This window comes from Catellatospora vulcania (assembly GCF_009720385.1).
Lineage (GTDB): Bacteria > Actinomycetota > Actinomycetes > Mycobacteriales > Micromonosporaceae > Catellatospora > Catellatospora vulcania.
Genome location: NZ_ML769304.1, coordinates 119,571 through 145,642, shown reverse-complemented (window position 1 = coordinate 145,642; position 26,072 = coordinate 119,571). Strand labels below are relative to the sequence as shown.

At 72.3% G+C, this 26,072-nt stretch carries 23 protein-coding genes and 1 pseudogene; 9 read left to right on the top strand and 15 right to left on the bottom strand.

Going from position 1 to position 26,072, the window contains the following annotated elements:
• Positions 1-28: 28 nt before the first annotated feature.
• The 3 genes from F6W97_RS10885 to F6W97_RS10875 form a co-directional block, all read right to left on the bottom strand.
• Entirely contained in the window at positions 29-3,148 is a 3,120-nt protein-coding gene (locus F6W97_RS10885) for a discoidin domain-containing protein (protein ID WP_155370127.1), read from the bottom strand.
• Positions 3,149-3,328: 180 nt separating this feature from the next.
• Entirely contained in the window at positions 3,329-3,628 is a 300-nt protein-coding gene (locus F6W97_RS10880; protein WP_155370126.1) for a hypothetical protein, read from the bottom strand.
• A 63-nt stretch (positions 3,629-3,691) separates the two neighbouring features.
• Complete coding sequence (locus F6W97_RS10875; RefSeq protein ID WP_155370125.1) at positions 3,692-6,418, bottom strand: FtsX-like permease family protein; 2,727 nt, start codon at positions 6,416-6,418, stop codon at positions 3,692-3,694.
• A gap of 120 nt (positions 6,419-6,538) precedes the next feature.
• Between F6W97_RS10875 and F6W97_RS10870 the strand changes: the two genes are divergently transcribed.
• From F6W97_RS10870 to F6W97_RS10845, 6 genes are all read left to right on the top strand, one after another.
• Complete coding sequence (locus F6W97_RS10870) at positions 6,539-7,054, top strand: DinB family protein (RefSeq protein ID WP_155370124.1); 516 nt, start codon at positions 6,539-6,541, stop codon at positions 7,052-7,054.
• A 130-nt stretch (positions 7,055-7,184) separates the two neighbouring features.
• Positions 7,185-7,955 (top strand): hypothetical protein, encoded by a 771-nt coding sequence (locus tag F6W97_RS10865; protein ID WP_155370123.1) that lies wholly within the window; start codon positions 7,185-7,187, stop codon positions 7,953-7,955.
• Positions 7,956-8,027: 72 nt separating this feature from the next.
• Positions 8,028-8,633, top strand: coding sequence for a DUF6308 family protein (locus F6W97_RS10860; protein WP_155370122.1), 606 nt, complete (start codon positions 8,028-8,030; stop codon positions 8,631-8,633).
• 77 nt (positions 8,634-8,710) lie between these two features.
• Positions 8,711-9,328: a cysteine hydrolase family protein gene (locus tag F6W97_RS10855; protein ID WP_155370121.1), complete on the top strand. Its 618-nt coding sequence runs from the start codon at positions 8,711-8,713 to the stop codon at positions 9,326-9,328.
• 36 nt (positions 9,329-9,364) lie between these two features.
• Entirely contained in the window at positions 9,365-9,550 is a 186-nt protein-coding gene (locus F6W97_RS10850) for a hypothetical protein (RefSeq protein ID WP_155370120.1), read from the top strand.
• A 65-nt stretch (positions 9,551-9,615) separates the two neighbouring features.
• Positions 9,616-10,071 carry a hypothetical protein gene (locus F6W97_RS10845; protein WP_155370118.1) on the top strand — a complete coding sequence of 152 codons (456 nt, stop codon included), beginning with the start codon at positions 9,616-9,618 and terminating at the stop codon, positions 10,069-10,071.
• 67 nt (positions 10,072-10,138) lie between these two features.
• Here F6W97_RS10845 and F6W97_RS10840 read toward each other — a convergent pair whose 3' ends face one another.
• The gene (locus F6W97_RS10840; protein WP_155370116.1) at positions 10,139-10,561 is read right to left on the bottom strand and encodes an NUDIX hydrolase; all 423 of its coding nucleotides are present in this window, start codon (positions 10,559-10,561) and stop codon (positions 10,139-10,141) included.
• A gap of 9 nt (positions 10,562-10,570) precedes the next feature.
• Positions 10,571-11,854 (bottom strand): glycosyltransferase, encoded by a 1,284-nt coding sequence (locus F6W97_RS10835; RefSeq protein ID WP_155370115.1) that lies wholly within the window; start codon positions 11,852-11,854, stop codon positions 10,571-10,573.
• 20 nt (positions 11,855-11,874) lie between these two features.
• On the opposite strand from F6W97_RS10835, the gene F6W97_RS10830 reads away from it, so the two are divergent.
• Complete coding sequence (locus tag F6W97_RS10830; protein WP_155370113.1) at positions 11,875-12,369, top strand: MarR family winged helix-turn-helix transcriptional regulator; 495 nt, start codon at positions 11,875-11,877, stop codon at positions 12,367-12,369.
• 13 nt (positions 12,370-12,382) lie between these two features.
• Here the strand turns inward: F6W97_RS10830 and F6W97_RS10825 are convergent, their stop codons facing one another.
• From F6W97_RS10825 to F6W97_RS10810, 4 genes are all read right to left on the bottom strand, one after another.
• A complete protein-coding gene (locus F6W97_RS10825; RefSeq protein WP_155370111.1) occupies positions 12,383-13,021 on the bottom strand; it encodes a response regulator in 639 nt (212 codons plus the stop codon).
• On the bottom strand, positions 13,018-14,157 hold the full coding sequence (locus tag F6W97_RS10820) for a sensor histidine kinase (protein ID WP_155370110.1): 1,140 nt from the start codon (positions 14,155-14,157) through the stop codon (positions 13,018-13,020). Before F6W97_RS10820 ends, F6W97_RS10825 begins: the two co-directional genes overlap by 4 nt.
• 10 nt (positions 14,158-14,167) lie before the next feature.
• Positions 14,168-15,112, bottom strand: coding sequence for a hypothetical protein (locus F6W97_RS10815; RefSeq protein WP_155370109.1), 945 nt, complete (start codon positions 15,110-15,112; stop codon positions 14,168-14,170).
• Between the two features lie 121 nt (positions 15,113-15,233).
• Positions 15,234-16,385 carry a serine/threonine protein kinase gene (locus tag F6W97_RS10810; protein WP_230686575.1) on the bottom strand — a complete coding sequence of 384 codons (1,152 nt, stop codon included), beginning with the start codon at positions 16,383-16,385 and terminating at the stop codon, positions 15,234-15,236.
• A gap of 52 nt (positions 16,386-16,437) precedes the next feature.
• On the opposite strand from F6W97_RS10810, the gene F6W97_RS10805 reads away from it, so the two are divergent.
• The gene (locus F6W97_RS10805; RefSeq protein WP_155370104.1) at positions 16,438-17,097 is read left to right on the top strand and encodes a class I SAM-dependent methyltransferase; all 660 of its coding nucleotides are present in this window, start codon (positions 16,438-16,440) and stop codon (positions 17,095-17,097) included.
• A gap of 96 nt (positions 17,098-17,193) precedes the next feature.
• Positions 17,194-17,898 (top strand): HAD family hydrolase, encoded by a 705-nt coding sequence (locus F6W97_RS10800; protein WP_155370102.1) that lies wholly within the window; start codon positions 17,194-17,196, stop codon positions 17,896-17,898.
• Between the two features lie 16 nt (positions 17,899-17,914).
• Here F6W97_RS10800 and F6W97_RS10795 read toward each other — a convergent pair whose 3' ends face one another.
• The 6 genes and pseudogenes from F6W97_RS10795 to F6W97_RS10770 form a co-directional block, all read right to left on the bottom strand.
• On the bottom strand, positions 17,915-19,138 hold the full coding sequence (locus F6W97_RS10795) for an MFS transporter (RefSeq protein ID WP_155370100.1): 1,224 nt from the start codon (positions 19,136-19,138) through the stop codon (positions 17,915-17,917).
• 74 nt (positions 19,139-19,212) lie between these two features.
• Positions 19,213-21,297 (bottom strand): annotated as a pseudogene (locus tag F6W97_RS10790) (amylo-alpha-1,6-glucosidase); the annotation flags it as partial.
• The gene (locus F6W97_RS10785; RefSeq protein ID WP_196279076.1) at positions 21,294-21,659 is read right to left on the bottom strand and encodes an SCP2 sterol-binding domain-containing protein; all 366 of its coding nucleotides are present in this window, start codon (positions 21,657-21,659) and stop codon (positions 21,294-21,296) included. The pseudogene F6W97_RS10790 and the gene F6W97_RS10785, both read right to left, overlap by 4 nt.
• A complete protein-coding gene (locus F6W97_RS10780; RefSeq protein WP_155370096.1) occupies positions 21,656-23,251 on the bottom strand; it encodes a GMC oxidoreductase in 1,596 nt (531 codons plus the stop codon). The genes F6W97_RS10785 and F6W97_RS10780 overlap by 4 nt, the downstream gene beginning before the upstream one ends.
• Before the next feature lie 76 nt (positions 23,252-23,327).
• Positions 23,328-24,752: a glucose-6-phosphate dehydrogenase gene (zwf, locus tag F6W97_RS10775; protein ID WP_155370093.1), complete on the bottom strand. Its 1,425-nt coding sequence runs from the start codon at positions 24,750-24,752 to the stop codon at positions 23,328-23,330.
• Complete coding sequence (locus F6W97_RS10770; protein WP_196279075.1) at positions 24,749-26,038, bottom strand: NAD(P)/FAD-dependent oxidoreductase; 1,290 nt, start codon at positions 26,036-26,038, stop codon at positions 24,749-24,751. Before F6W97_RS10770 ends, zwf begins: the two co-directional genes overlap by 4 nt.
• Positions 26,039-26,072 lie beyond the last annotated feature (34 nt).

The window sequence follows — 26,072 nt, the reverse complement described above, 5'->3', positions numbered from 1 at the left end:
GTCGCGGGGCGGCCGTCCGGTAACGCGTTCACCAGCCGGTTCGGCCGGCTCCGTACGGGTAGAGCGGGTTGCCGTACGTGGTCGGCACCGGCTGTCCGGCGTCGATCCGCGCCCGGATCTCGTTGCGCTGGGCCGCGGTCGCGCCCAGGTCGTAGGGCAGGTCCCAGAACTCGGTCGCGTCGGCGGGCACGTCGGTGCCGCCCGGCCGCAGCACGTCGCTCAGCGCCCGGGGCAGCTGCCACGGCAGCTTGCCGCTCGGCGTGTAGTCGCCGAACAGCAGCGACGCCAGCGCCGGCCCCATCTCCTCACCGCCGCGGTAGGTGACCACGGTCGCCCCGGCCAGGCCGTCCCACTCGGTGATGACGTACGGCCTGGGCATCACCAGCACGACCACGACCGGGATGTTCTGGTTGCGGAAGTTCTGGATGACCGCGAGCTGGTCGGCCGGCAGGTACGGCTGCTCCTTCACCCAGCTGGTGGCGTGGGTGTACGAGCCCTCGCCGACGGCGACGACCGCCACCTTCGGCGCGGGACCGGTGTCCTGGTAGACGTTGACTCCGGCGGTCGCGGCCCGGGTACGGATCGCGTCGATGATGTTCTTGGACCCGTGCTCCTGGTGGAAATAGCTGGTCCAGATGCAGCACGCGAGCGCGTCCGTGGCCCGGGGACCGGCGACGACGATGTTGTCACCGGCGTTGAGCCGCAGCGGCAGCACGCCGTTGTTCTTCAGCAGCGTCATCGCCTCCCGCGAGGCCTGGTTGGCCAGCGCCGTGTACGCGGGCTGGTGCATCCGGTACGGCCCGTTGACCGGGTCCCCGTACGGCGCCTCGAACACGCCGAGCTGGAACTTCAGCCGCAGGATGCGCCGGACCGCGTCGTCGATGCGGGCCGCCGGGACCCCGGCGGTGAACGTGGCGATGGAGTAGCCGGGCGCGCCCGGGTCGGCCCCGCCCATCACGTCCGAGCCGGCCTTGGCCGCGCCGACCCAGGAGCCCGAGGGCAGCCAGTCGGTCGTGATCAGACCGGTGAACCCGAGGTTGTTGCGCAGGTACGCCAGGATCGGCGCGCTGTCGCCGGCCCCCGGGCCGCCCGGGTCGAGCAGCGAGCTGCCCGCGTACCCCGGCATGATGTTGACCGCGCCGGCCTCCATCGCCGCCCGGAACGGGATCATGTGGTACTTGATCGTGACCGCGTCGTACACGATCAGCGCCTCACCGCCCGCGCCCTCGCCCGGCCAGTGCTTGACCGTGGCCAGCACCGACGCCGGGTTGAGCTCCGGACCGCCCTGCAGACCGGCCACCAGGGCCCGCACCTGCGCCGCGGCGACGTCGGCGTTCTCCCCGTTGCCCTCCTGGATGCGCGGGTAGAGCACCTTCGTGCCTACCTCGGCCAGCGGCCCGAGCACCCCGCGGGTGCCGACTTCGAGCTGCTCGCGCCGCTGCATGTCGCCCAGCTTGTACGCCAGTGGGTAGTCCCTGGTCGCGGCCAGCGCGCTCTGCGTCGGGTAGGTGGTCTTGTAGCCGTGGATGGTGTCACCCGCCGACACGAACGGGATGCCCAGCCGCGTCGACGCCGACGAGGTCAGGAACCCGTGCAGGTCCGGGCCTTCGGCGGGCCCGAAGTGCCAGCCCGACCGGTTGAAGGTCTGGGCGTTGTAGAACATCTGGTACGCCTTCTCCTCCAGCGTCATCCGCCCGAGGAGATCGTTGACCCGCGTCTCGACCGGCTGCCGCCAGTCCTCGTACGGCTCGATGGCGCCGTTCTTGTTGAGGTCGCGGCTGCCGTTGACGACGTTGACGCCGTCGGCGACGTTCTCCAGCACCGGCAGGTAGACGCTGAACCGGCGGATGTTCGACACTCCGATCGTGCCGCCGGAGGCGTTGACCGCGACCACGTACCACTTGTAGGTCCACCGGTCCGGCAGGTCCCAGGTCGGCGTGTAGGTCGTGCCGGTCGGTTCGGCGACCTTGGTGTACAGGTCGATGAGGTTGCCGGGCTGGGTGAAGTCGTAGTCGGTGCGGCTGATGTTGGTCCATACCTGGTAGCGGGCCGCGCCGCCGACCGCGTTCCAGCTCAGTGCCGGTCGGCGGGTGGCGGTGACCATCGCCGCGTCGGCCGGGCCGGTCAGTGCGAACTGGCCGGTGGTCGCCGGGGGACGGGTCGGCCCGGACAGCATCGGCGGCGTCGTCGCCGACGTGCTGACGGTGCCGAACACCTGCAGCTCCCACAGCGAGTAGCCGTAGCCGGTGGCCCGTGCGGTGCCGTAGAGGCGCAGGTAGCGGCCGCTGCCGCTGATGTTGAGCGTCTCGACGCCACCGGGGCCGGTGGTGGTCGAGTGGATCGTCGTCCAGTTCGTCGCGTCGTTGGACGTCTCGATCCGGTAGCCACGTGCGAACGCGGATTCCCAGTTCAGCACGACCTTCGAGATCGTCGCGGCCCCGCCGAAGTCGATCCGGATCCACTGCGGGTCGCTGAACTGGCTGGACCAGCGGGTCGTGGTGCGGCCGTCGAGGGCGGCGGCGGGGGCGTTGCCGCCCTCGTACGACGACGCCTCGACCTTCTTGAACTCCGAGATCGGCGTGCCGCCCGGGTTCGGGTTCGGACTCGGGCTGGGGCTGGGGCTGGGGCTGGGCTGTCCGCCGATGGTCCCGAAGACCTGGAACTCCCACAGCGAGTAGCCGTAGCCGTTCGCGCGCACGGTCCCGTACACGCGCACGTAGCGGCCGCTGCCGGTGACGGCGAGGGTCTGCGTGCCGCCGGCGCCGGTGGTGGTCGTGTAGATGTTGGTCCAGTTGTTGCCGTCCGGTGACACCTGGATCTGGAAGGCGGTCGCGTACGCCGCCTCCCAGACCAGTTTCACCTGGTCGATCGCGGCGGTCGCGCCGAGGTCGACGCGGATCCACTGCGGATCGCTGAACTGGCTGGACCAGCGGGTGCCGGGATCGCCGTCGACGGCGGCGGCGGCCGGGGTGCCAACCCCCTCGACCGACGAGGCGAGGACCGGCTTGCCCTGCGAGATCAGCGGGCCGGCGGCCTGCGCGGGCACACCGGCGAGGGACTGTGCGAGCAGTGCGAGCACGACGGCGACTGCCGCCGCCAGGCCCGCGCGGCTGCGCCACGGCAGCCGGACGGTGGTTCTGAGCGACATGGGCTGCTCCTGATGGAGACGGGACGGGACAGGCCCTTGCCGGGTGGGGGACGGCCACGGTCGGCAGGACCTGCTGGAGAGCGCTCTCCCGACAGACTCATCGAAACAACCCGATTAGTCAACCCCGAGGTCGCCTCGCCCGCCGGGGTCGTGGGCGCGACCCCGGCCGGCGATGCCGGATCAGGCGGCGACGGCCTCGCGCTTGCGGGCGAGGTACTCGCCGATGCCCACGTGCAGGCCGAGGTTGAGCAGGGCCGGGAAGGCGACGAGGAACTCGAACAGGCCCGGGGAGGCGTTCTCGGTGAACTGAGCGGTGAGGATGCTCCACGGCGCCCCGCCGAGCAGCACCGGGATGCTGAGCAGCACGGTTCCGAAGCCGGCGTCGGGATCCCCCGAGCCGACCACCACGAACACCGCGACCAGCGGTATCACCAGAAGGGCGTGTACGAGTACGGCCAAACGTCGTACCGAGACAGTCATTCGGAGGAGGGTAGCGGGGTCTCGCCCTGCGCGAAACCCCCTCTACCCACAGCAATCAGGACATCACTCCTCGGCGAGCAACCGTCGCATCGGGATCCGTTGCTGCGCCAGCGCGGGCGCGACCGCCGCCAGCCCGGTCGACAGCACGCCCGCCCCGGCGGCGAACAGCGCCGTGCCGACCAGGGCCGGTGGCGTGGACCCGGCGAACCAGGCCGTGCCCGCCAGGCCCGCTGCCGCGCCGAGCGCGGCGCCCATGAGTCCGATCCCGAGCCCCTCGTACGCCACCAGCCGCGCCATCGCCCCGGCGGACCAGCCCATGGCGCGCAGCGCGGCAAGCTCGGCGGAGCGGTCGCGCACGTTGACGAACAGCACGTCGGCCACCGCGGCCAGGCCCAGCAGCAGCACCGCGGCCACCGCGACCTGGTCGACGCCGCGGGCCCGCACCGACACCGCGTCGCCGAGCAGGGTGCCGGTGACCGAACCGTGGAACGCCCAGGTGACCGCGGCGACCAGGGTGAGCCCGGCGACGCCGAGCGCCAGCGCCACGATCCCGATGAGGGTGCGGCCGGGCACCCGGAACAGGTTCGCCATCGCGAGCGAGAACACCGTACGGCGGCGGGCCGGCCGCCCGCGGTGGGGCCGGGCCGGGGCGTGCAGCACGGTGCCGGGCCTGGCCCGGGAGGCGCGCCAGGCGGGCGGCAGTGCGGCGAGCAACGCCACGACGAGCGCAACCGGCACCGCCGAGGCGGCGTGCACCGGTGACAGCGTGACGCCGAGCGCGCCGGCCAGCGGAACGGCCAGCAGGCCGGCGAGCACGCCGCCGACCAGCCCCAGCAAGGCGACCTCGCCGGCGATCAGGCCGGCCAGCCGGCCACGGGGCCAGCCGGTGCACGCCAGGATCGCGAGTTCCCGCTGCCGGCTGCGCACCCCCGCGGCCGTCGCGTTGGCCAGGAACAGCACGCACACGACGAGGATCAGCCCGAACAGGACGAGACTCTTGCGGTCGACCGCCTTGACGATCGCCGCCGCCACGCCTTTGCGGGACCAGCCCTCCTCCAGCACCAGTGCGGGCCGTCCGAACCGGCCCGCGGGCAGCGCGATCTGCTGCGGCGTCGGCGACGAGCCGAGCATGATGTCGACGTCGAGTCCGGTGCTGGTGGCGATCTCCTCGGCGGTCCGGCGGACGATCTCGCGCGACAGGTCGTCGAAGCCGGTCACCCCGGCGACCCGCACCCGCACCGCAGACACCGGGGTGCGGCCCGCATCGGCCTGGCGGTACTGGGCGCTGTAGAACTTCGGCAGCGCGTCGATCGTGGTCAGCATCAGCGGCGGTTGCTGCTGGTAGCCACCCGGGGCGAGGCTGGGCAGCAGGTCGCGCCCGCCGAGCGCCGCGCACGACGCGCTGTCGCCGCAGGCCAGCCGCGCCGGCCGGTAGGTCGTCAGCGGCACGCCCGCCAGCATGGAGAAGTCCTGCAGCGCCCGCGGGTCGAAGGTGCCGATCGTGCGCAGCTGTACGAGCGGCTTGCGGACCGACTCGGGGTCCATCCGGCGCTGCCTGGTGAGCCCGCGGAACGCCGTGTCGAGGACCTCGGGCGGCAACTGCGGGTGGTCGGTGACACCCCACTCCTGGGACTGCGGGTCGGGCACGGCGACCGGGGTCAGCCGCCCCGCCGCGTCGCGGGTGTACCGCACGGGCTGCGGGGTGAAGTACGCGCCGACCTTGCCCAGGTAGACGTTGCGCAACGACGTCGCCAGCTCCTGATGCGCCTGCGCGGCTGAGACGGTGCCGGTCCACACGACGGTGCCCCGGGCCGCGGACAGGCGTGGGGCGAGTTCGGAGACGTCGGCACCGGGCACGGCCGCGGCGAGTTCGGCCGGCAGCCGCTCCACGACGACCTGGTCGGTGGCGTCCACCGACGGCTGGGAACTGTAGAGGACCGGCACCCCGGTCACCAGGTCCGCCCCTTCGTCGTCGACCGGCAGGGTGGTGGTCGGGCCGGTCAGGTATTCGCCGCTGTCCACGGCACGGTCGAGGCCCACCAGCGCGGCCTCGGCCGCCGGGTCGATCGCGGCCAGCAGGAACGGCAGGCCCCAGACCGAGGACGTGATGCCAGGGTGGTCGACGTCGCGACCGTACTGCCGGGTCTGCGAGCCGCAGCCGAGCTGCACCGCGGTGCCCGTCAGCTCGGAGAGCGCGTCGAAGTCGAACTCGCCGCCCGTGCAGATCGGGACCTCCCGCCCGTCCACGATCTCCATGAACGGATCCTGCTGCCGGGCCGGATCGTCCGAGATCGCGAGTTCGTTCGGGGTGAAGTAGTGGTACCACGGCGGGGTGGTGATCCGGGTCGTGCCGCCGTCGGTGATCCGGGTACGGGTGAAGCGGTAGACGCTGCGGCTGTCTCGCGGCAGGACCGCCGACAGGTCCAGATCCACCGATGCCGGGGCGAAGCTGATGCCGATCATCGCGATCGGCGCGGCGACCTCGACACCGCGCACCCCGCGGATGGCCGCCACCTGGTCCAGTGAGATCCCGCCGAAGTGGTCGGACAGGAAACTCGGGCGGATCAGCCCGGCCGTGTCCTCCAGCTCCAGCCGCGAGTCCTTCGGGCGGACCAGGATGTCGTAAGCGCCCCGGTAGTTCTCGCTCACCTGCTGCGTGACCTGCAGCCGGGCGGTGTCGACGGTTCCGGTGAGGACGGTGAAACCGGTGGTCGCCACCAGCACCCCGGTCAGCAGCGCGACCGAGCGGGCGGCACGGCGGCGCAGCTGCGCCAGGATGATCCGAAACATGGTTGGCATCCTGTCCCATGCATTGTGACAATGCAACCCGTTCGTGCGGTCGACCTCGCCCGGATTGTCGGACGCCGCCCTTAGGGTGAGGCCGTATCAACGAACGATGGGGGTAGCACCATGTCCGTATCCGCCAAGACCGTCACCGGCGAGCGCGCCGACCTGCTGGAGACGCTGGGCAAGCACCGCTTCTTCCTGCGTTACACCGCGCAGAACCTCACTGACGAGCAGGCCGCCGCCACCCCGACCGCGAGCGCGCTCAGCGTCGGCGGCCTGGTCAAGCACGTCACCGCGATGGAGAAGCAGTGGATGGGCTTCGCCGTCGAGGGCGCCGCCGGCATGGGCGCCGACGACAACGGCGAGGTCGACTGGGCGGACGGGTTCCGGATGACGGCCGGGGAGACGGTCGACGGCCTGCTCAAGGCGTATGACGAGGTGGCCCGGCACACCGACGGGCTGCTCACCACCCTCGACCTAGACTCGGCGCACCCGCTGCCGGAAGCTCCCTGGTTCGAGCCCGGCGCGCATTGGTCGGTGCGCCGCGTGGTGCTGCACCTGATCGCTGAGACGTCCCAGCACGCCGGGCACGCCGACATCATCCGCGAGACGATCGACGGCCAGCGCACCATGGGGTGAGGCGGACGTGGCCTGGGCGGTCCCTGCGGCTGATGTGACCGCCCTTAGTCCGCCTTTGTCCGGCGGTTAACCTGCCGGAAACCCCAGGTAGGCAGCGTGGAGGGCTTCACCTGCCGAAAGGGGAGCACCCATGATCACAACAGAGACGAACCGGGCGGGCCCGGTGGTCGCCGGATACGAGCTCGGCGGCGCCGGCTCGGCGGCGCTGGGCATGGCCGCCGACCAGGCCGCGGCACACCACACGGGGCTGCGCGTGCTCGTGCCCCGGCCGCTGCCCGTGTGGACCAGCCATCTCGCCATGGGCGCGTACCCGCCCGGAGCATTCGACGACGACGAGGCCACGGCCGAACGCGCCCGCGAGGCCGTCGCGTCGGTGCGGCACGACCACCCCGGCACCGCCGTCACCCTGTACGGCACCGGCCGCTCGCTGCCGCAGGCGCTGCTGCGGGAGGCGTCCACGGCGTCCATGCTGGTGACCGGCCGCGACCTGGCCCATCCGGGTGCGGCGACCCGTCTGGTGGGGCGCGCCGCCTGCCCGGTGCTCAGCGTGCCCGGCGAGGCCGTCCCGGCGCCTGACGCGCCCGTGCTGCTCGTGGGAGCCGACGCTCCGGGGGAGGCGGCCGAGTTCGCCATGGCGGAGGCCTCGACCCGGGGCGTGCCCGTGCTCGCCTGCGATCTCGGACCTGCCACCGGCGCCTTCGCCGACGCCGTCGTGCGGGCCGCGGACCGCCACCCGTCGGTCGAGGTACGTCACCAGGCCCGGAGCGGCCTGTCCACGGCTGCGGCGGGGCTGGCGGTGCTGCGTACGCCCGCGCGGCGGCGGGACGCGGCCTGGCCGCTGCTGACGGACCTGCTGCGCGAAGCGCCGTACCCGGTCGCCACCGTCCCGGCCACGAGCTGAGGTCGGACCGGCGGGCAGCGCCGCCCGATCGGTCCACTCCGGAGCAGGGCCGCTGTCGATAGCGTGGCGCGAGTGGACCAGTACACCCGCGCCCGCGAGGCGGCTCTGAAAGCTCTCGGCGGCAACGCCGCGACCCGTGTCACCGCCTACTACCGGCCGGACAGCGACTACACCGGCCACACCTTCCTGACCGTCGGACCCAACGACCCGTTCCGGATCACCGCCACCGACCTGTTCGCCGTCACGCTGCTCAACGCCGCCGTCGGCCCGCGCGCCACCCGCGCCGTCCTGGCCGACGAGCAGCTCACCGTGGACCTCAAGGCGGTGCCCGCCGACGTGGCGCTCGAACATGCCGACGACGAGACCCTCGTCCTGGCGGGCGTGTTCTACGAGCGGATCAAGCAGCTGTTCGTGGACCCGACGGCCCGGCAGTCCGAGCCGTGGGTCGCCCCGGCGAAGCTGGCCGCCCGCAAACGTCCCGAGCTGCTGCCGGTGCGCGACGCGCTGGTGCGGCGCTACCTGGGGATCGAGCCGCCGTACAGCTTCCGGACCGACTGGGACACGTACCGGCGCCTGATGCTCGACCCGGAGATCCGCGGGCTGCTGGACGGACTGCCGCAGCTCGACCCGCCGCTGCGCCTGCTCGACGTGGTGCTGTGGACCAAGGCGCGCTGGTGACCTGCCTGCCGAACCCCGGAGTGGGCCGCGTTCGTGCGGCGTAGGCTCGATGGAGCCGGAGCTTTCGGGGGAGAGCCATGGTCGCGTACGACAGCGGGACGACCGGTCTGATCATCACGGACCCGTACAACGACTTCATCAGCGAGGGCGGCAAACGCTGGCCGCAGCTGAAGGAGGTCGCCGAAGCGGTGGGCCTGCACGAGCACATGCGGCAGCTGATGGCCGCGGCGCGAGCCGCCGGGATCCAGATCTTCTACTCCCGGCACCGCCGCTGGCGGCCCGGCGACTACGAGCAGTGGCGCAACGCGACGCCGTACCTGCTGCGCGCGGCGGGGATACAGCTGTTCGCGAAGGGCACCTGGGGCGGGCAGTGGCACCCCGACTTCGAGCCGTTGCCCGGCGATGTCGTGCTGCACGAGCACTGGGCGCAGAGCGGATTCGCCAACACCGACCTCGACGTGCAGCTCAAGCAGCACGGCGTCAGCAAGCTGATCCTGATCGGCCTGATCGCCAACACCTGCGTGGAGTCGACGGCCCGGTTCGGCATGGAGGCCGGCTACCACATCACGCTGGTCCGGGACGCGACGGCGGCGTTCAGCTTCGAGGCGATGCACGCCGCCCACGAGATCAACGGACCGACCGTCGCCAACGAGATCACCGACACCGCGAGCCTGGTGACGGCGCTGGCCGGCTGATCCGGTAGTGGACGACGCTGGCTACCGTGCCACACCATGACGACCTCCGAGATCCCCACGCTGCGCTGCCCTCTGTGCCAGGGCGTCGACTTCCAGCAGGAGGTGGGACGCCTCGACAGCCGGTGGGGCCTGACCTCGCACCGGATGACCTTGCTGATCTGCACCAACTGCCGCTACATCCTGCACTTCTACGACAAGAACTCGATCTTCGACTTCGACTGAGGTTGCCGATGCGGATGCCGGAACCGGGGCAGCACGGCCACCGGGCGTCGCGTAGCCTCGCGCGGATGGACGTGCAGTCGCAGGACGCCGGATCACCCCGACCTGGCCGGCACCTCATCGGGTGGTTCCAGTACTCCGTGGTGGCGGTGTTCCTGCTCGGAGCGGTGTCGCTGCTGGTCGCCGCGGCGGCGGGCACCGGTGACTGGGCTGGTCTGGCCGACCCGGGCCTGGAGCGCTACGGCGACCCGAAGGACTGGAACCCGCCGCTCGGCCCGGACTCGGTGTGGAATCCGCTGGCCTGGCTGGTCGAGATCTGCCGGTGGATCGTGATGACGTCGCTGATCGTCGTGCTCGGCTTCATCGGCGCGCTGATCGGGTTCGTGCAGTTCGCCGGACAGCGGGGGAGCCTGACCCGGGGCGCCTCGGTGAACCTGCTGGTCGCCACGGTGCTGTGCGCGTCGACGGCGCTGGTGATGCTGACGCCGTACGGCGCCCAGCTGCGCAACTGGCTGCTCGACTAGCGCCCGCGCGGACACGGCGCCGGTCCCGCCGGGTGGCGGGACCGGCACCGCCGCCTCGCGCCCCCGTTCACTTCGCGAGGAGGTCGGACAGGCCGGCCGGGTAGAGCGGCGTCGTGTCGTCGAAGCTGCTCAGCGGCCGCCACAGGACGGGGGTGCCGGCGTCGTCGAGGATCTCGCCGACATGGTCGTGTTCGTACAGCGTCCGATCCGCGAGGTCGCAGGCGAACACGAACACGATCTCGTGCCCGGCCCGGCCGAAGGCCTGGAACAGGTTCTCCAGCACGCCGAGCAGCCGTACGCCGGTCAGCTCGACGGCCAGTTCCTCGCGCAGTTCCCGGTGCAGGGCCTGCGTCGCGGTCTCGCCGAACTCGATGCCGCCGCCCAGCGGCCGGTAGAAGGTCTGGTCGCGCGCCGGGTCGTGGCCGCGGAACACGAGGACGTCGTCGCCGCGTCGGGGCACGGCGAGGGCGAGGTTTCTGATGGAGGTCATGCCGGGAACCTAGACGGCCGAGCGCGCGGTCAGCTGCATTACCGCGGCGGCCGCGTTGCCCGGACCGTCCACGCCTGCGTACACCTCCCGGATGCGCCCGGCCGCGGCCCGGTACGACGGTTCGGCCAGCATCCGTGCCGCGGCGCGGGTCAGCCGTGGCGTGCCCGCCAGGTGGGGTGAGACGGCGCAGGCCGCGCCGCGGGCCTGGACTAGGGCCACGTTGAGGTCCTGCTCGGCGTGCAGGGGCAGGCCGAGCAGCGGCGTGCCGCAGGCCATCGCGGTCTGCACGCTGCCCTGCCCGCCCGCGGTGACGGCGAGGTCGACGCGTGGCATGACCAGGTGGCTGGGTAGCACACCACCGATGCAGGTCCGCTCGTCGGCGAGGTCGCCGAGGTCGTGCACGGTCCCGGCGACGAGCAGGCGTACCCCGAGCGGGCGCAGCGCCTGCACGACGCGGCGGACGAAACGCGGCGAGGTCGAGGTGACCGCGACGTAGACGATCGGGCCGGGCCGGTCGAGGAAGTCCGCCACGTGGCCGGGCAGCGGCACGTCGAGGTGGGCGAAGAGCGGGCCGCTGTAGCGCAGCCGGGTCGACGGGCGCAGGCGCCGGCCGCGCGGCCGCCATGCCTCCAGTTCGGCGGCGGGCACGCCGAACACCTCCGGCACCTCGGGCACCAGCGCCAGATCGCCCAGCACCAGCGCACCGAGGCTCGGCACGCCCTCGACGCCGAGCCGGGCCGCGACCCGGTTGAAGCCGCCGCAGTAGAGCCGGGTGCGCGGCAGCATCCGGTTGGCGATGATCCGCCCCGCCCAGCCTGGCAGGCGTCGAGTCGCGCGCCACGTCGGAGCGGGCACCAGGCTGCGCTCGAACGCGGCCGGCACCCAGCAGCAGGCGTGCTCGGTCACCAGCGCGGCACCGGCCAGGCGGGTGGAGAGCATGGTCGTCAGGGTGTATCCGGTGACGACGGTCCGCACCCCGTGCTCGCGCCAGTACGCCCCCTCGGCGCGGACGTAGGTCTCCAGCTCGTCGTCGGGGTAGATGCCCTGCCGCGGGTCGCCGAGCCCGGTCGCGTTCGCCACGACCTGTGCCGAGCGGGCCGGGCTCATGTGCGGCCCCACGATGTCGTAGTCGATGCCCGCCGCGCGCAGCAGCGTCTCGTAGGTGCCCCCGTGGGTGACCATGCGCACGCTCGCGCCCCGCTGCGCCAGCGCCCGGTAGATCTCGATCATCCGCGAGGTCTCGGAAAGGTAGCCGCAGTGCGGCATCAGCGCGATCTGGTGTTCGGCGGCCATAGTTAGGTAATATATTGCGCATGTCCACTCCCGACAAGACCCCGTTCCTCGGCGACGACCTCACCCCGCCCGTCCGCGCCTTCCGCGCCACCCTCTACCTGGCTCAGCGGCTGCGATACCTGATGGACGAGCGGCTGCGCGCCGACGGCCTGACCACCCAGCAAGCCGCCCTGCTCACCCTGGTGAGCGCGCTGGGCACCCCGTCGCTCAAACAGGCCGCCGCCGGTCTGGGCAGCACCCACCAGAACGTCACCCAGCTCGTGCAGGCCCTGCAGCGCAAAGGCATGCTGGAGGTGCGCGACGACCCGGCCGACGGCCGCCGCAAGCTGCTCGCGGTCACCGAGGCCAGCCGGTCCTACTGGGCCGCCCGCGACGACGGCGACCACGCCGCCGTCGCCAGCTGGTTCACCGCCCTGTCCGAGGCCGAACTCGACACCTTCGCCGCCCTCGCCGACCGCCTCGTGTCCGCCCTGGACCAGCGCCCCGACCGGGCGGCGCGCGACAGCCGGTCCTGATCCGCGTCCGCGGCTACCGGGTGCCCGAAGCCGCGTGCACCGCCAGCTGCACCCTGTTGGCGCTGCCGGTCTTCGCCATCAGGTTCGCCACGTGCGTCTTGACCGTCGTCACCCCGAGGTGCAGCCGCGCCGCTATCTCCGGGTTCGACAGCCCCTGGCCGACCAGGGCGAGCACCTCCCGCTCGCGTTCGGTGACTCCCGGCAGGGCGGGCACCGCCACGGGGGCCTGCTGGTGGCGTACCGCCTGCTCGACCAGCCGTCGCAGCACCGCCGGACTGAACGGGCTGTCGCCCGCGGCCGCCCGGCGCACCCCGTCCAGCAGCTCGTCCGGGCTCGCGTCCTTGACCAGGAACCCGCACGCGCCCGCGGCCAGCGCCGGATACAGGTGCTCGTCGTCGTCGAAAGTCGTCAGCACGACGACCCGCGCCGAGGGACGCTGCGCCAGGATCCGCGACGTCGCCGTCGTGCCGTCCATCCCGGGCATCCGCAGGTCCATCAGCACCACGTCGGGGTGCACCTGCTCGGCCAACCGCACCGCGGCCGCGCCGTCCGCGGCCTCGCCCACGACCTGCATGTCCGGCACCGACTCGCACAGCATCCGCAGCCCCGCCCGGACCAGCCGCTGGTCGTCCACGAGCAGCACCCGGATCACACGGCCACCCCCGCCGTCGGCAGCGACGCCGACAGCAGCCATCCGGCGTCCGCCGGACCGGCCTGCAGCCTGCCGCCCAGCACCTCGACCCGCTCCCGCAGACCCACCAGTCCGTGTCCGCCGCCCGGCCCGCCCGGTGCGGCGGGGCCGCCGAAGTCCCGCAGCTCGAAGGCGACCTGCTCGCCGCCGAGCCGGATCGACAGCCGCGCCCGCGCCGCCGTCCCCGCGTGCCGGGCCACGTTCGCCAGCCCCTCCTGGGTCAGGCGCAGCAACGCCAGCGCCGTACGCGAGTCCAGCCCGACCACCTCCGGGTCGATGTCGGCCTGCACGCTCAGGCCGATGCCGTGGCAGCGGTCCACGGCGGCCTGCAGCGCCACGGGCAGGCCCTCCGGGTCCACGAAGAACACCTGCTGCGCGGTGCCCGGATCACGCAGGACCGTGACCAGCTTGCGCAGGTCGGCCAGCGCACTCGAACCGGTCGCGTGCACGTCGTCGAGCACCTGGCGCACCCGCGGATCGGACGGCCGCAGCACGTCGCGGGCCACCGCGACGCGCAGCACGATCGAGGCCACATGGTGGGCCACCAGGTCGTGCAGCTCGCGGGCGATGCTGGTGCGCTCGTCGTCGCGCACCCGGGCCTGCTCCTGCGCGGCCCTGCCGGCGGCCTGCCGGTTCAGCTCGCCCAGCGCCCGCACGTGCATACCGAGCAGCAGCGGCGCGGCCACCGCCGCAGCCGCGCCGTACGCCACGGTCTGCGGGTCGGCGATGAACTCACTCAGATCGGACACGACGTGCGCGGCCAGCCCGAGTCCGAGGCCCGTCCACACCGGCCAGCCGCCCCGGCGCGCGCCCAGCTCGAACATCGCCCACCCCAGCCCCACCGTCGGCAAGGTGTCGTTGTCGCCGCCGATGACGAACCCCAGCCCGAGCACCAGCGACACCCAGACCACGGCGGCGAACGGCCACCGCACCCCGACGTAGGAGAACAGCAGCACGCCGATCGCGAGGGTCAGGTCGACGGGGCTCACCGACCGGCCCTCCGGCGTCATCGTGAGATAGCCGACGCCGCTGAGGACCACGAGGGTGAGGCGGACCGCGGTGTACCGCTCCTCGAACAGCCGTCCCACCCACAGCATGGCCGCCATCCTAACCGGACACCCGGTGCGGCCACCGTATCGTGATCACCGCACCGAGCACGGTGGCCGCGAACAGCCCACCTGCCGCGGCGAGCGTGAGCGCGTCCGGTGCGAGCAGCGGCTGACCCCGCAGCGCCTGCCAGGTGACCAGGACCAGCAGCCCGGCGTAGCCGAACGAGAACACCACCACCAGCCGGGCACGCCGTGCCACGTCCGCGACCAGTGCCGGCAGCAGCATCGCGAACAGCAGCACCGCCTGCAGCCCGTGCATGCCGACGAAGTGCCCGATACGCAGGTCGCCGCCCGTGGTGCTCCAGCCGGTCAGCGGCATGCCAGGGCCGCCGTCGCGCACCCCGACCGCATGCGCGCCCATCAGCGTCTCCACACCCTGCTCGTCGAGCGCGAGCTGCTCGGCCGTGGGCACCACCATGGTGAACCCCTGCAGCAGTCCCAGCAGCAGCAGGAGCATGCCCAGCCGGACGGCCCAGGTGCTCGCCCGGTCCGGCAGCCCGTCGCGCCACAGCAGCACCGTCAGCACGACCGTCGCGACCCACAGCACCATGATGGTCGGGCCCATGACCTGCCACAGGGCCTCGTCCAGCGGCGTGGCCTCGTTGTAGTGGCTGGCCCGGCCGCGCGCGGCCTGGAACACGATGATGCCGACCTCCAGCGTGCCGGTGACCACGATGGCGTACGCGGCCCACCGCGCGAGCCGCCGCCCCCGCCGCAGCTGGCCGAGCAGCCAGGCCATGGTCAGCCCGTACACCGCGAACGAGATGGCGAACTTGGCCGGCTTCAACCACGCGGCCTGGCCGCCGACGGTGCGGTCGTCGACGACCAGGCCGACCAGGGCGACCAGGAGCAGCGCCCCCATCAGGGCGGACAGCCAGGTGAGGACGCGGCTGCCGTGCAGCGCCGCGCGCACGGGAGCGGTGGTGCGCAGGAGTGGATTCATACCTCGACGCTCGCGGATGCGGCGCCGCCGAACCTCCTGCCACGAGCCCGGACCGCCCTCCTGCCATCGGCCGCCCCTCCTCCCACAGCAGGAGGCCGACCGGCCGGTGCAGGTCAGTGCGTCAGGTGGCCACCTCGGCCTGCGCGGGGGCGGTCAGTTTGGCGGTGAGCTGCGTGAGCGTGCCCGCGAGCTGTCCGACCTGGCCGGTCAGCTCGTCGACGCGCGCCCGCAGCGCCGCCGCCTCGGCCACGGCGGCGTCCCGCTGCACCGTCAGCACGGTCACGTCGGTCTGCCGATGCTGCGCCAGCGTCTCCGCGGCCGCCCGTGCGGCCTCCGCGGTCGCGGCTGCGGTCCGCGCCTCGCCCAGCTCCGACCGCAGCGCGGTGAGCTGCTGCGCCTGCTCCTGGCGTACCGTCGCAGCCTCAGCCTGGATCGACGCGGCCTGCTGCTGCGCGCGGACCAGCTCGGCCTTCGACGCCTCGGCTTCGCGCCCGGCCTCCTCGGCGACGCCACGGGCCAGGTCGAACGCCGCCTGCACCTGGTCGGCGGCGGCCCGGGTGGCGTCACGGTCGCGGTAGGCCTCGGCCCGCAGCGCCTCCGCGGCCGAGTGGTCACGCCGGGCGGCGTCGCGCTCGTCGGTCGCTGCGGCTGCGGTCCGCGCGGACTCGACGGCCGACGCGGCAGCCTTCTGCGCGAGTTCACGCTGCTCGGCGGCGCGCGCTTCGGCGGCGGCGACCGACGCCTCGGCGGCTTCGCGGGCCTCGCGGACGGCCGTCTCGGCGCGCTGCTCCGCCTCGCGTACCGCCACCTCGGCGTCGGCCCTGGCGCGTGCGGCGGCCTCGACGGCCTCCCGGGTGGCCTGGGCGGCCCGTTCGGCCTCGTCACGGGCCTGGTCGCGTTCCGCGTGAGCGTCGGCGACCTGGTGCGCGGCCGCTGCACGGATCTCGGCGAGCTGCCGTTCGACCCCGGTGGGGGACAGCTCGGCGTCGAGCGCCTCGGCCAGGGTCTCCGCGACCTGCTCCAGCTTCTCGACGACCTCGAACGCCTTGGCGACCTGGCCCGCGAGGCCGGGGGAGTTACGGTGACGCAGCCGGCTGTTGCGGGCGGAGGCCTGGCACGCGCCGTCGTTGTCGCGGCAGTACCGGAACGGCCGCCCCGCGGCGGCACGCTGGGTGACCGGCTTGCCGCAGTATGCGCAGGGCCGGGTCGTCTCTTCGGGGTGCGGTGTGGACATCAAGTGCGCAGCGTAGTCGTTGGCGGGCGGGGCTGCCATGGGCTGATGCGAGGCCCTACGCTGAGCCGGATTCGGCCTTCGGGGGGACCACATGAGCGTTCGATACAGCGACGTGCTCGCCGGGCTGCGGCAGGCGTACGACGGTGGCGCGGCCGAGCGCGACACCTTCGACAAGGAGCCCTGGAAGGTCGCCGAGCGGGCGGAATTCGAGGCGCGGCTGCGCGCCGAGGGGCGGCGCAGGCTGCTCGAGATAGGGGCGGGAACCGGCCAGGACAGCCGGCACTTCATGGACGCCGGCTACGAGGTCGTCGCCGTCGACCTGTCCCCGGAAATGGTGGCCCGGTGCCGGGCCAAGGGCGTGGACGCCCGGGTGGCCCACTTCCTCGACCTCGGCCTGCCGGCGGAGTCCGTCGACGCGGTGTACGCGATGAACTGTCTGCTGCACGTGCCCGACGCCGACCTGGCGGAGGTCCTGGACGGCATCCGCCGCGTGCTGGTGCCCGGCGGACTGTGCTACGTCGGTGTGTGGGGCGGCCACCACCGCGAGGGCGTGCTCGACACCGACCAGCACGAGCCGAAGCGGTTCTTCGCCTGGCGCACCGACGAGGTGCTGCTGGCCTACGCGCGCAGGTTCTTCGAGGTCGAGGACTTCCACGTGGTCCCCGTCGGGGAGTTCCGGTTCCAGTCCCTCACCATGCGCCTTGCCGGCCGGGCGGCCGGCACGGGCGGACCTGGTCACATACCTCGCTGAGTGGCCGCAGCATCCGCCACTGTCGTGGCGGGTGGCGGTGGTGACGCCGGAACCGATCACGGACAGGGCGCCGACCTGGGCTGGTAGCCTTCGGCCGTGCCCGGGACCATTCTGTTCGACCTGTTCCATACGTTGCTGGACGGCGCTGACGCGCAGCGGGACCGGGTCGTGGCCAGGATGGGAGAGATCGTCGGCGTGGATCCGTCGGCGCTGGTCCGGGCATATCACGACTCCTGGCCCGAGCGGCTGGTCCGGTGGTCGGCCGAGGAGACGGTACGGGTGCTCGCCGGTCGGCTCGGCGTAGCCCCCAGCGCGAAGCAGGTGGCCCGCGCGGCCGCGCTGCGGCTGGAACTGGCGTCGTGGCTGCTGAACTCGGCGCCGTCGAGCACCCTGGTGGCGCTCGACGGCCTGCGGGCGGCGGGATGGCGGTTGGGGCTGGTCAGCAACGCGACGGCGGAGGTCGCCGAGGCATGGCCGGGTTCGGGCCTGTCCCGCCGATTCGACGCGGCGGTGTTCTCCTGCGAGGCCGGGGTCGCCAAGCCCGAGCCGGGGATCTATCGGGCCGCCGCCGCGGCACTCGGGGTGGCGCCGAGCGGCTGCGTGTTCGTCGGCGACGGCGCGGACGGCGAGCTGGCGGGCGCGGCCGCGGTCGGCGCGGCTGTGGTGCGTACGGCGGAGTTCGTCGACCGTTCCCGGGTGTGGGCGGGCCCGGTGGTGGGTTCGCTGGCGGAGCTGTCACAGCTGCTGGGTGAGGTGCCGGCGGGCCGGGGTGTGCTGCAGCCGGGGGCGAGCACGGCCTAGGCGTGGAGGGTCGAGGTCATGCCGTCGGCTGTGCGTGTACCGGTGCCGGCGCCGGGTGCAGGGCGCGTGGTGAGCGCTGGCGGTGGGCGACGGCGAACGACAGCAGGCCCATGGCGATCGCGACGAACGCGGCGATGGCGTAGAGGTGTGATATCGGTGTGCCGGAATTGACGAGCGGGCCCGCGCCGAAGGCGGCGATGCCGTACCCGAGCTGGTAGGCGGCGATGACGCCACCCGCGACGGCGGCGGAGAACCCGGTGAGCTCGCCCTGCCCGAAGCTGATGGTCAGCGGGAGCAGGGCCGAGCAGCACAACCCGGCCGCCCCGAAGGCGATGACGCCCTGGACATCGTGGCCGTGGGGCAGCGTGGCGATGACGCCGAAGATCCCGGCGAGGGCGAAGGGCAGCAGGTGGAAGGTGGCGCGGGCGGGCAGCCACCGGGTGATGGCGGCGAACAGCAGCCGGCCCAGGGTGACCATGGCCCAGAACGCGGTGAGAGCGAGCGCGGCGGTCGTGGTGCTGGCGCCGACGCTGCTGGTCATGTCGAGCTGGGCCCAGTTGCCGTTGACGGTCTCGCAGATGCCGTAGAGCAGCGCGAACGCGGCGTAGAGCCAGAACCGGGCGGGCAGTCGGCCGCGGGCGGCGGTCGCGGCGGCACGCGCGCCGGTGTGCATGGGCAGCCCGAGGCTGACCGCGAGCAGGCCGACGAGCAGCAGCGTGGACAGCACGGGCAGCCCCCACCAGAAGCCGAGCCCGACGAACAGCGCGACGAAGACGGGCGCCAGGACGGTGCCGAGTCCGAGCAGCGCGTTGAGGATGAGCACGGCCTTGTCCACGGCGCCGGGGTGGAACGCGGCGGCCAGTGAGTTGAGTGCGGGCACGGCGAGGCCGAAGCCTGCGCCGAGGAACGCGGTGGCGGCAAGCAGCAGCGGGTAGGCGATGTCCTGCTGGTGCATGACGGCGGCGCTGGCCAGCAGCAGCACCATGGACGTCAGGGAGCAGGCCAGGCCGGCGAGGTAGACGGCGTGGGTGCCGTGGCGGCGGGCCAGGCCCGCGCCGGCCAGCGAGGCGGCGATGGCGGCGACGACCTGCGGGGCGAACATGGCACCGTACTGGGCGGTGGACAGCCCGTAGTGGGCCGGGTCGGTGAGGATCGTGCTCGCGGCGGGGATGGTGACCAGCACGATGCCCTGTACGACCCCGGCGATGTCGACGACGGTCGTCTGGGTGCGTGTGGCCATCAGGATTCGCGCCGGTTGACGAGGGTCTGCAGGGTGGACAGCTGCGGCCGGAGTTTGCGCAGGCGGTCGTCGGCGCGGACCTGGACGCGTCCGCGGCCGTAGGCGTCGCGGTGTCCCCAGCGGCCTGGCACGTCGAGCAGGGCGAGGTGGCCGATGCCGACGGGCAGTGCCGGGTCGACGACGAGGTGGTCGTCGACGGCCTGCAGGCCGAGCATGGTGCCGAGCAGCAGCAGCGGGGTGCCGGTCGACCAGGCCTGCGGGCTGCAGGCGGTGGGATACGGGACGGGGTATTTGGTGACGGCGCGGTCGTAGCCGCAGAAGGCTTCGGGCAGCCGGCCGTTGAAGAACTCGGCGGCGTCGAGGATGCCGGCGGCGACGCGGGCGGCTTCGTTCTTGTAGCCGTAGCGGCGCAGGCCCCAGGCGATGAACGAGTTGTCGAACGGCCAGACGGTGCCGACGTGGTAGCCGACGGGGTTGTAGCGCTGCTCGCCCTCGGCGAGGGTGCGGATGCCCCAGCCGGAGTAGAGGCGTGGCCCGAGCAGGTGTTCGACGACGTGGTGGGCGCGGCGGCGCTCGACGATGCCGGACCAGAGCAGGTGCCCGATGTTCGAGGACAGGGAGTCGACCTGGGTGCCGTCGGCGTCCAGCGCCAGGGCGTAGTACTTGCGGTCCTCGATCCAGAAGTCGCGGTTGAAGCGGCGTTTGAGGTCGGCGGCCTCCTCGTCGAGCCGGTCGGCCAGGGTCGGGTCCTGCCAGACGGTACGGGCCAGGCGTGCGGCGCGTTTCTTGGCGTCGTAGGTGTAGCCCTGCAGTTCGCAGGTGGCGCGGGGGAAGCCGGGCAGGCGGCCGTCGGAGTAGGAGATGGAGTCCCAGGAGTCCTTCCAGCACTGGTTCTCCAGGCCGGTGTCGGGGTTGCGGGTCTCGTACCAGACGTAGCCGTCGCCGCGCAGGTCGGCGTACTGGTCGATCCAGTCGAGGGCGGCGCGGGCCTCGAATTCGAGGTCGCGGACCAGCTTGGTGTCGCCGCTCCAGCGCTCGTACTCGTCGAGCAGGATGAGGAACAGGGCGGTGCTGTCGGCGGAGCCGTAGTAGGGGGAGTGCGGGCGTTCCTCGAAGGCGGTGAGCTCGCCGTAGCGCATCTCGTGCAGGATCTTGCCGGGGTCCTCGTCGCGGAAGTCGTCGATCCGGCTGCCCTGGCGGGCTCCCAGCTCGGCCAGCGTGGTGGCGGCCAGCGACGGCGCGTACGGCAGCGCCTGCAGGCTGGTGAGGATGCTGTCGCGGCCGAACATGGTCATGAACCAGGGCAGCCCGGCGGCGGGCAGGGTGCGTTCACCGGAGGTCATCGGGGCGAACCGCAGCGCGGCCAGGTCGGTGAGGCTGCGCCGGTAGGTGTGCTTGAGGGGTTCCCAGTCGCATTCCAGTTTCGGGGCCCCGGCGAACCACTCCTCGAGATCCTCTTCCATGTCCTTGCGGGTGTGCCCGGACTCGGTGCGGGCGGTGACGCGCTGGTTGGCCGCCCAGCCCCACAGCGAGCAGCGCACATGCAGGTCGGTGGTCCAGCTGCTGTGCCCGCCGAGGTGCACGGTGAACGTGACGCCGTCGTCGTCGATGGCGGCGGCGGGGGCCTCGGCGGTCTGACCGTGCGCGTCGACGTGGGTGGAGGCGGCGGTGTTGATGAGGGTCTCGCGGCGGTACGTCTCGCGCTCGTACCCGAGCAGCAGCAGGTTGTCCTCGATGCGGGTGTAGTACTTGCCCTTCTTCTTGAGGTGGTCCTTGACCTCGAACAGGTCGGCGAAGTCGGCGGCGGCGTCGAGCCGCAGGGTGAGGTCGACGGGGGTCGCGCTGTGGTTGAGGATGGTGAGCTCCTCGCGGAACCCGTCGACGACCTCGCGGCGGCGGATGATCGACAGGGTCGCGTCGACGTACACGGTGCCGGTGCCGGGCACGAGGAAGAACCGGGTCTCGAAGTAGTGCAGGTCGTCGGTGGACAGCGGGTTGAGGCGGTGGCCGTCGAGGGTGAGCACCCACCGGGACAGGTAGCGGGTGTCCCAGGAGAACAGGCCGTTGGGTTCGGTGGGTGAGGCGTCGATGTCGCCGGCGGTGTCGCTGACGACGAACGTGTTGCCGTCCAGGGTGCTGACAGAGCCGGTGGTGGTCATTTCCGGTGCCTCCGGGTTGCCGGTGCGGGCAGCGACGGCCGCCCGGGGAACAGCCGTTGCAGCATGACGATGAGGTGCAGCTCGCCTTCGACGTCGATCTGGCCGCGCAGCACCGCGGCCATGGTGTTGACCTGGCCGGTGACCATGCCGTCGAACAGGTTCTTGGCGACGTGCACGACGCAGTCGGCGGGTTCGCTGCCGCGGCCGACCTCGATGCGGCCTTTGTCGATGGTGACGCGCCAGTGTTCGGCGTGGCCGTCGCCGCCGAGGTCGAACCGGATGGTGCCCTTGGTGGCGCGCAGCAGCGGGTAGCGGCCGTGTTCGCCGAGACTCTGGAAGTAGTCGGCGGTCGGGTCGGTCACCGGGGCGCTCCCGGGGCCGTGGCGGCGGATGCGGCGTAGCTGACGCCGAGGCGTCCGGCCAGGTGCTCGCCGACGCGCAGAGCGTTGGCCATCGCGGTGAGCGCCGGGTTGACCGCGCCGATGCTCGGGAAGAAGCTCGTGTCGACGACGTACAGGTTGTCGAGTTCGTGCGCCTTGCAGTGCGCGTCGAGCACGCTGGTGGCCGGGTCGGCGCCGAAGCGGCAGGTGCCGGCCTGGTGGGCGACTCCGGCGATGGGAATGTCGGTCTTCATGTAGGCGAACCGGTGGATCAGGTGGTCCTCGTGCAGCCGCATCGTGCCGAGCATCGACTTGAGCTGGTGGTAGAGGCGTTTGGCGGCGGTCGGGTTGCTCGGCGTGTAGTCCAGCACGATGCTGCCGTCCCGGCTGACGGTGACCCGGTTGTCGGGCTGCGGCAGGTCCTCGGTGGACAGCCAGAAGTCGACGGCGTGCCGGGCGACGTCGGCCAGTGCCCAGCTCGGCGCGAGTTTCGTCGCCAAGGGCTTCTCGCCGCGGTACATGTCGGCCTCGGATTTGCCGATCATCTGGATGTTGCCCATGGGGTAGTCGAAGTCGGGTCCGCGGAAATAGAAGTCGTTGAGGCCCAGCGTCTTCTGGAACCGGGTGTTGTTCGGTTCGCGGGACAGGGCGAGCACGGCCTGGGACAGGTGGTACATGTAGTTGCGCCCGACCTGGTCCGAAGCGTTGGCCAGGCCCCGCGGGTGGCGGTCGTTGGCCGACATGAGCAGCAGTTTCGCCGAGTTGGCGGCGCCGGCGGACACGACGATGATGTCGGCGGCGTAGCGCTCCTCGTGGCCTTCGTGGTCGACGACGACCTGGGTCACCGCGGTCCCGGCGGCGTTGGTCTCCAGCCGGGTGACGTGGGCGTGGGTCAGCAGGGTGACGTTGGGCGCCTGCAGCGCGGGCCGCACCGCGAGGGTCTCCGCGTCGGACTTGGCGTGCAGCGGGCAGGGGAAGCCGTCGCAGTGCTGGCAGCGTACGCAGATGCTGTAGGGCATGTTCTGCTCGTTGAGCCGCACCCCGACGGGGGCGTGGAACGGGCGGTAGCCGGCGTTGGCGAGGTCGTCGGACAGCTGCTGGATACGTGGTTCGTGGGACACCGCCGGGAACGGGTACGGCCCGGACGCGGGCGGTTCGGTGGGGTCCTCGCCGCGGTTGCCGTGCACCTCGTAGAGCTGCTCGGCCATCGTGTAATAGGGCTCCATCTCCTCGTAGGAGATGGGCCACGCCGGGCTGATGCCGTCGTGGTGCTGGAGCTGGCCGAAGTCCTCGCGGCGCAGCCGGTAGAGGGCCGCGCCGTAGAGCTTGGTGGCGCCGCCGACGAAGTAGTGGACCTGCGGCTGGAACGCCGAGCCGTGCCGGTCGTACCAGGTGTCGGGGGAGATGTAGCGGCTGTCGATGAAGACCTCGGCGGTGTCCCAGTTCTCGGGTTCGCGGGGCAGCCAGTCGCCGCGTTCGAGCAGCAGGATGCGCTTGCCGGACGGGGCGAGGTAGCGGGCCAGGGTGCCGCCGCCGGCGCCGGTCCCGATAATGATCACGTCGTAGGCGTCCATCAGAGTTCCCCCAACAGCTCCGCAAGGATGATCATCCCGGGTGCTCCGACGCACGCCGGATGTGAGAAAGCCATGGTCATGGCATCTTTCCGGGCGGGTTCTCGTCGACGATCCACGGGCCGCGCCAGCCGTGACCCGCGACGAGCTGCTCCGCGCCGGGCGGGCCCCAGGTGCCGGGAGCGTAGGACTCGATCGCCGACGGCTTGTCGAGCAGCGGTTGCAGGATGCGCCAGGTCTCCTCGACGCCGTCCTGGCGGGTGAAGCGGTTCGCGTCGCCGAGCAGGGCTGCGTGCAGCAGCACCTCGTACGGGGTCGGGCCCTCGCCGCCCTCGGTCGCGAACTCCATGTCCAGGGTGATCGGCTCGGCGCCGTCGGCGTCGGCGCGGCGGGCGTCCAGCCGCAGCCGGGTCCCCGTGGTGGGGTCGAGTTTGATGATGAACTGGTCCGGTTCCGGGGTGCGCCCGGCGAACGCGGGCAGGCCCAGCCGCGGCGGGCGCTTGAACACCACCCGGAACTCGGTCTGCGTCACCGGCAGGCATTTGCCGGTGCGGATGAAGAACGGCACCCCGGACCAGCGCCAGTTGTCGATCTCCAGTTTCAGGGCGGCGTACGTCTCGGTGGTCGAGCCGGGTTTGACCCCGTCGATGCTCTGGTAGCCGTCGTACTGCCCGCGCACGTAGTTCGCGGGGTCCGCGTCGAGCACGGCGCCCCACAGCGCGGTGCTCGCATTCTTGAGCGCGGCGGGGTTGCGCCCGGCGGGCGGTTCCATCGCCCCGCCGGCCAGCACCTGCATCAGGTGGTTTACGACGACGTCGCGCAGCGCCCCGACCGGGTCGTAGAAGTGGCCGCGGTCCTCGACACCGAAGCTCTCGGCCATGGTGATCTGCACGCTGTCGATGAAGTTGCGGTTCCACACCGGTTCCAGCATCGTGTTCGCGAACCGCAGGTACACCAGCTCCTCGGTGCCCATCTTGCCGAGGAAGTGGTCGATGCGGAACAGCTGCTTCTCGTCGAGGTACTGGTGCAGCTGGTCGGCCAGTTCCCGGGCCGAGGCCAGGTCGTGGCCGAACGGCTTCTCCACCACGACCCGCCCGCCGCGCACGATCCCGGCCTCGGACAGCCCCTTGACGACGGTCGCGAACAGCGACGGCGGGATCTCCAGGTACGACACCGGGGTCCGCGCGTCACCGACGGCGGTCGCGAGCCGCTGGTACAGCGCGGCGTCGGTGAAGTCGCCCGACAGGTACGACAGCCGGGCCGCGAACCGTTCGAACACGGCGTCGTCGATCGGCTCGCCGGTGCCGGCGATGCATTCGCGGGCGTGGTCGCGCAGCTGCTCGATGCTCCAGTCCTGACCGGCGACGCCGATGATCGGGCAGTCGAGCAGCCCGCGCCGGTCGAGGCGGTACAGCGACCGGAACGTCATGACCTTGGCCAGGTCGCCGGTGATGCCGAAGATGACGAACACGTCCGCGGGCGCGGGCGTCGCGGGTGCGGTCATGATGCGCTCCTGGCGGCAGCGGTGGTGGCGGGCGGCGTGAGCAGCCGCTCCGGGCAGTGGCCGGGATGCAGGTAGAACTCCTCGGCCCAGGTGATGAACGCGTTGGTCTCGGCGCGGGCGTCGGCCATCAGGTAGGCGTGGATGCCGAGCCAGGCCGCGAACGCGATCCGCCCGTGCAGCTCGTGGTGGCGCGCGCCGAGTTCGGCGATGGCCGCGTCCCGGCCGATCATCGCCATGATGCCCTTGTCGTGGTACGCGAACGGGCTGCGCGGCCGCCCGCACGCATCGGCGATGATGTTGAACCCGACGGCCCGTCCGGCCTGCTGCGCCACCGACGCGAGCTGCGGCAGGGGCAGGCCGTCGCTGCCGGCGACGTTCGCGGCGTCGCCGGCGGCGTACACGCCGGGGTAGCCGTCCACGGTCAGGTCGGGACGAACGTCGATGCGGCCGCCCCGGCCGGTGGCCATGCCGCACTCGCCGACCAGCTGCGCCGCGGAGATGCCGCCGCCCCAGATGGTCGCCCTCGTCGGCACGGTGGTGCCGTCGTCGAGGACCACGTGGTCGGCGGCCACCTCCGTCGCGGTGACGCCCAGCCGCAGCCGCACCCCGCGTCGTTGCAGCTGCTCGGCCGCGTAGGCCTGCGCGCCCGGCCCGAACGGCGCGAGCACCGCGTGGCCGTGGTCGACGAGCACGACCCGGGACCGGATCAGCGCCAGCTTCTCGAACTGCCGCGGCAGGATCGTGCCGACGAGTTCGGCCAGCGCCCCCGCGGTCTCCACACCGGTCGCCCCGCCGCCGACGACCACGAACGTGATCTCGCCGGCGCTGGCGGGCCCCTCGGCCGCCGCCTCCTGGTACACCGAGCGCAGCCGTTCGCGCAGCGTCAGCGCGTCGTCGAGGGTGTAGAGCGGGAACGCGTGCTGGGCGGCGCCGGGCACGTTGAAGAAGTTCGCCTGCGCACCGGCCGCGAGCACCAGCACGTCGCCGGTGACGGTGCTGCCGTCGGCCAGCGACACGGTGTGGGTGTGCGGGTCGACGGCGACGACATCGGCGGTGCGGACCTCGACGTTGTCGTACTCGGCGAACATCTCCGCCAGGTCGTAGGAGACGTCGGCAGGGTCGATCTCGGCGGTCGCCACCTGGTAGAGCAGCGGCTGGAACTGGTGGTAGCCGTTGCGGTCCAGCAGCGTCACCCGGATGTCGGGCTGCCCGGTCAGGGTCCTGGCGCACGCCACGCCGGCGAACCCGCCGCCGATGACGATCACATGCGTGCTGCGCTCGTTCACGCCGCTCATCCTTCCAATATCGGGATGTAGGCGG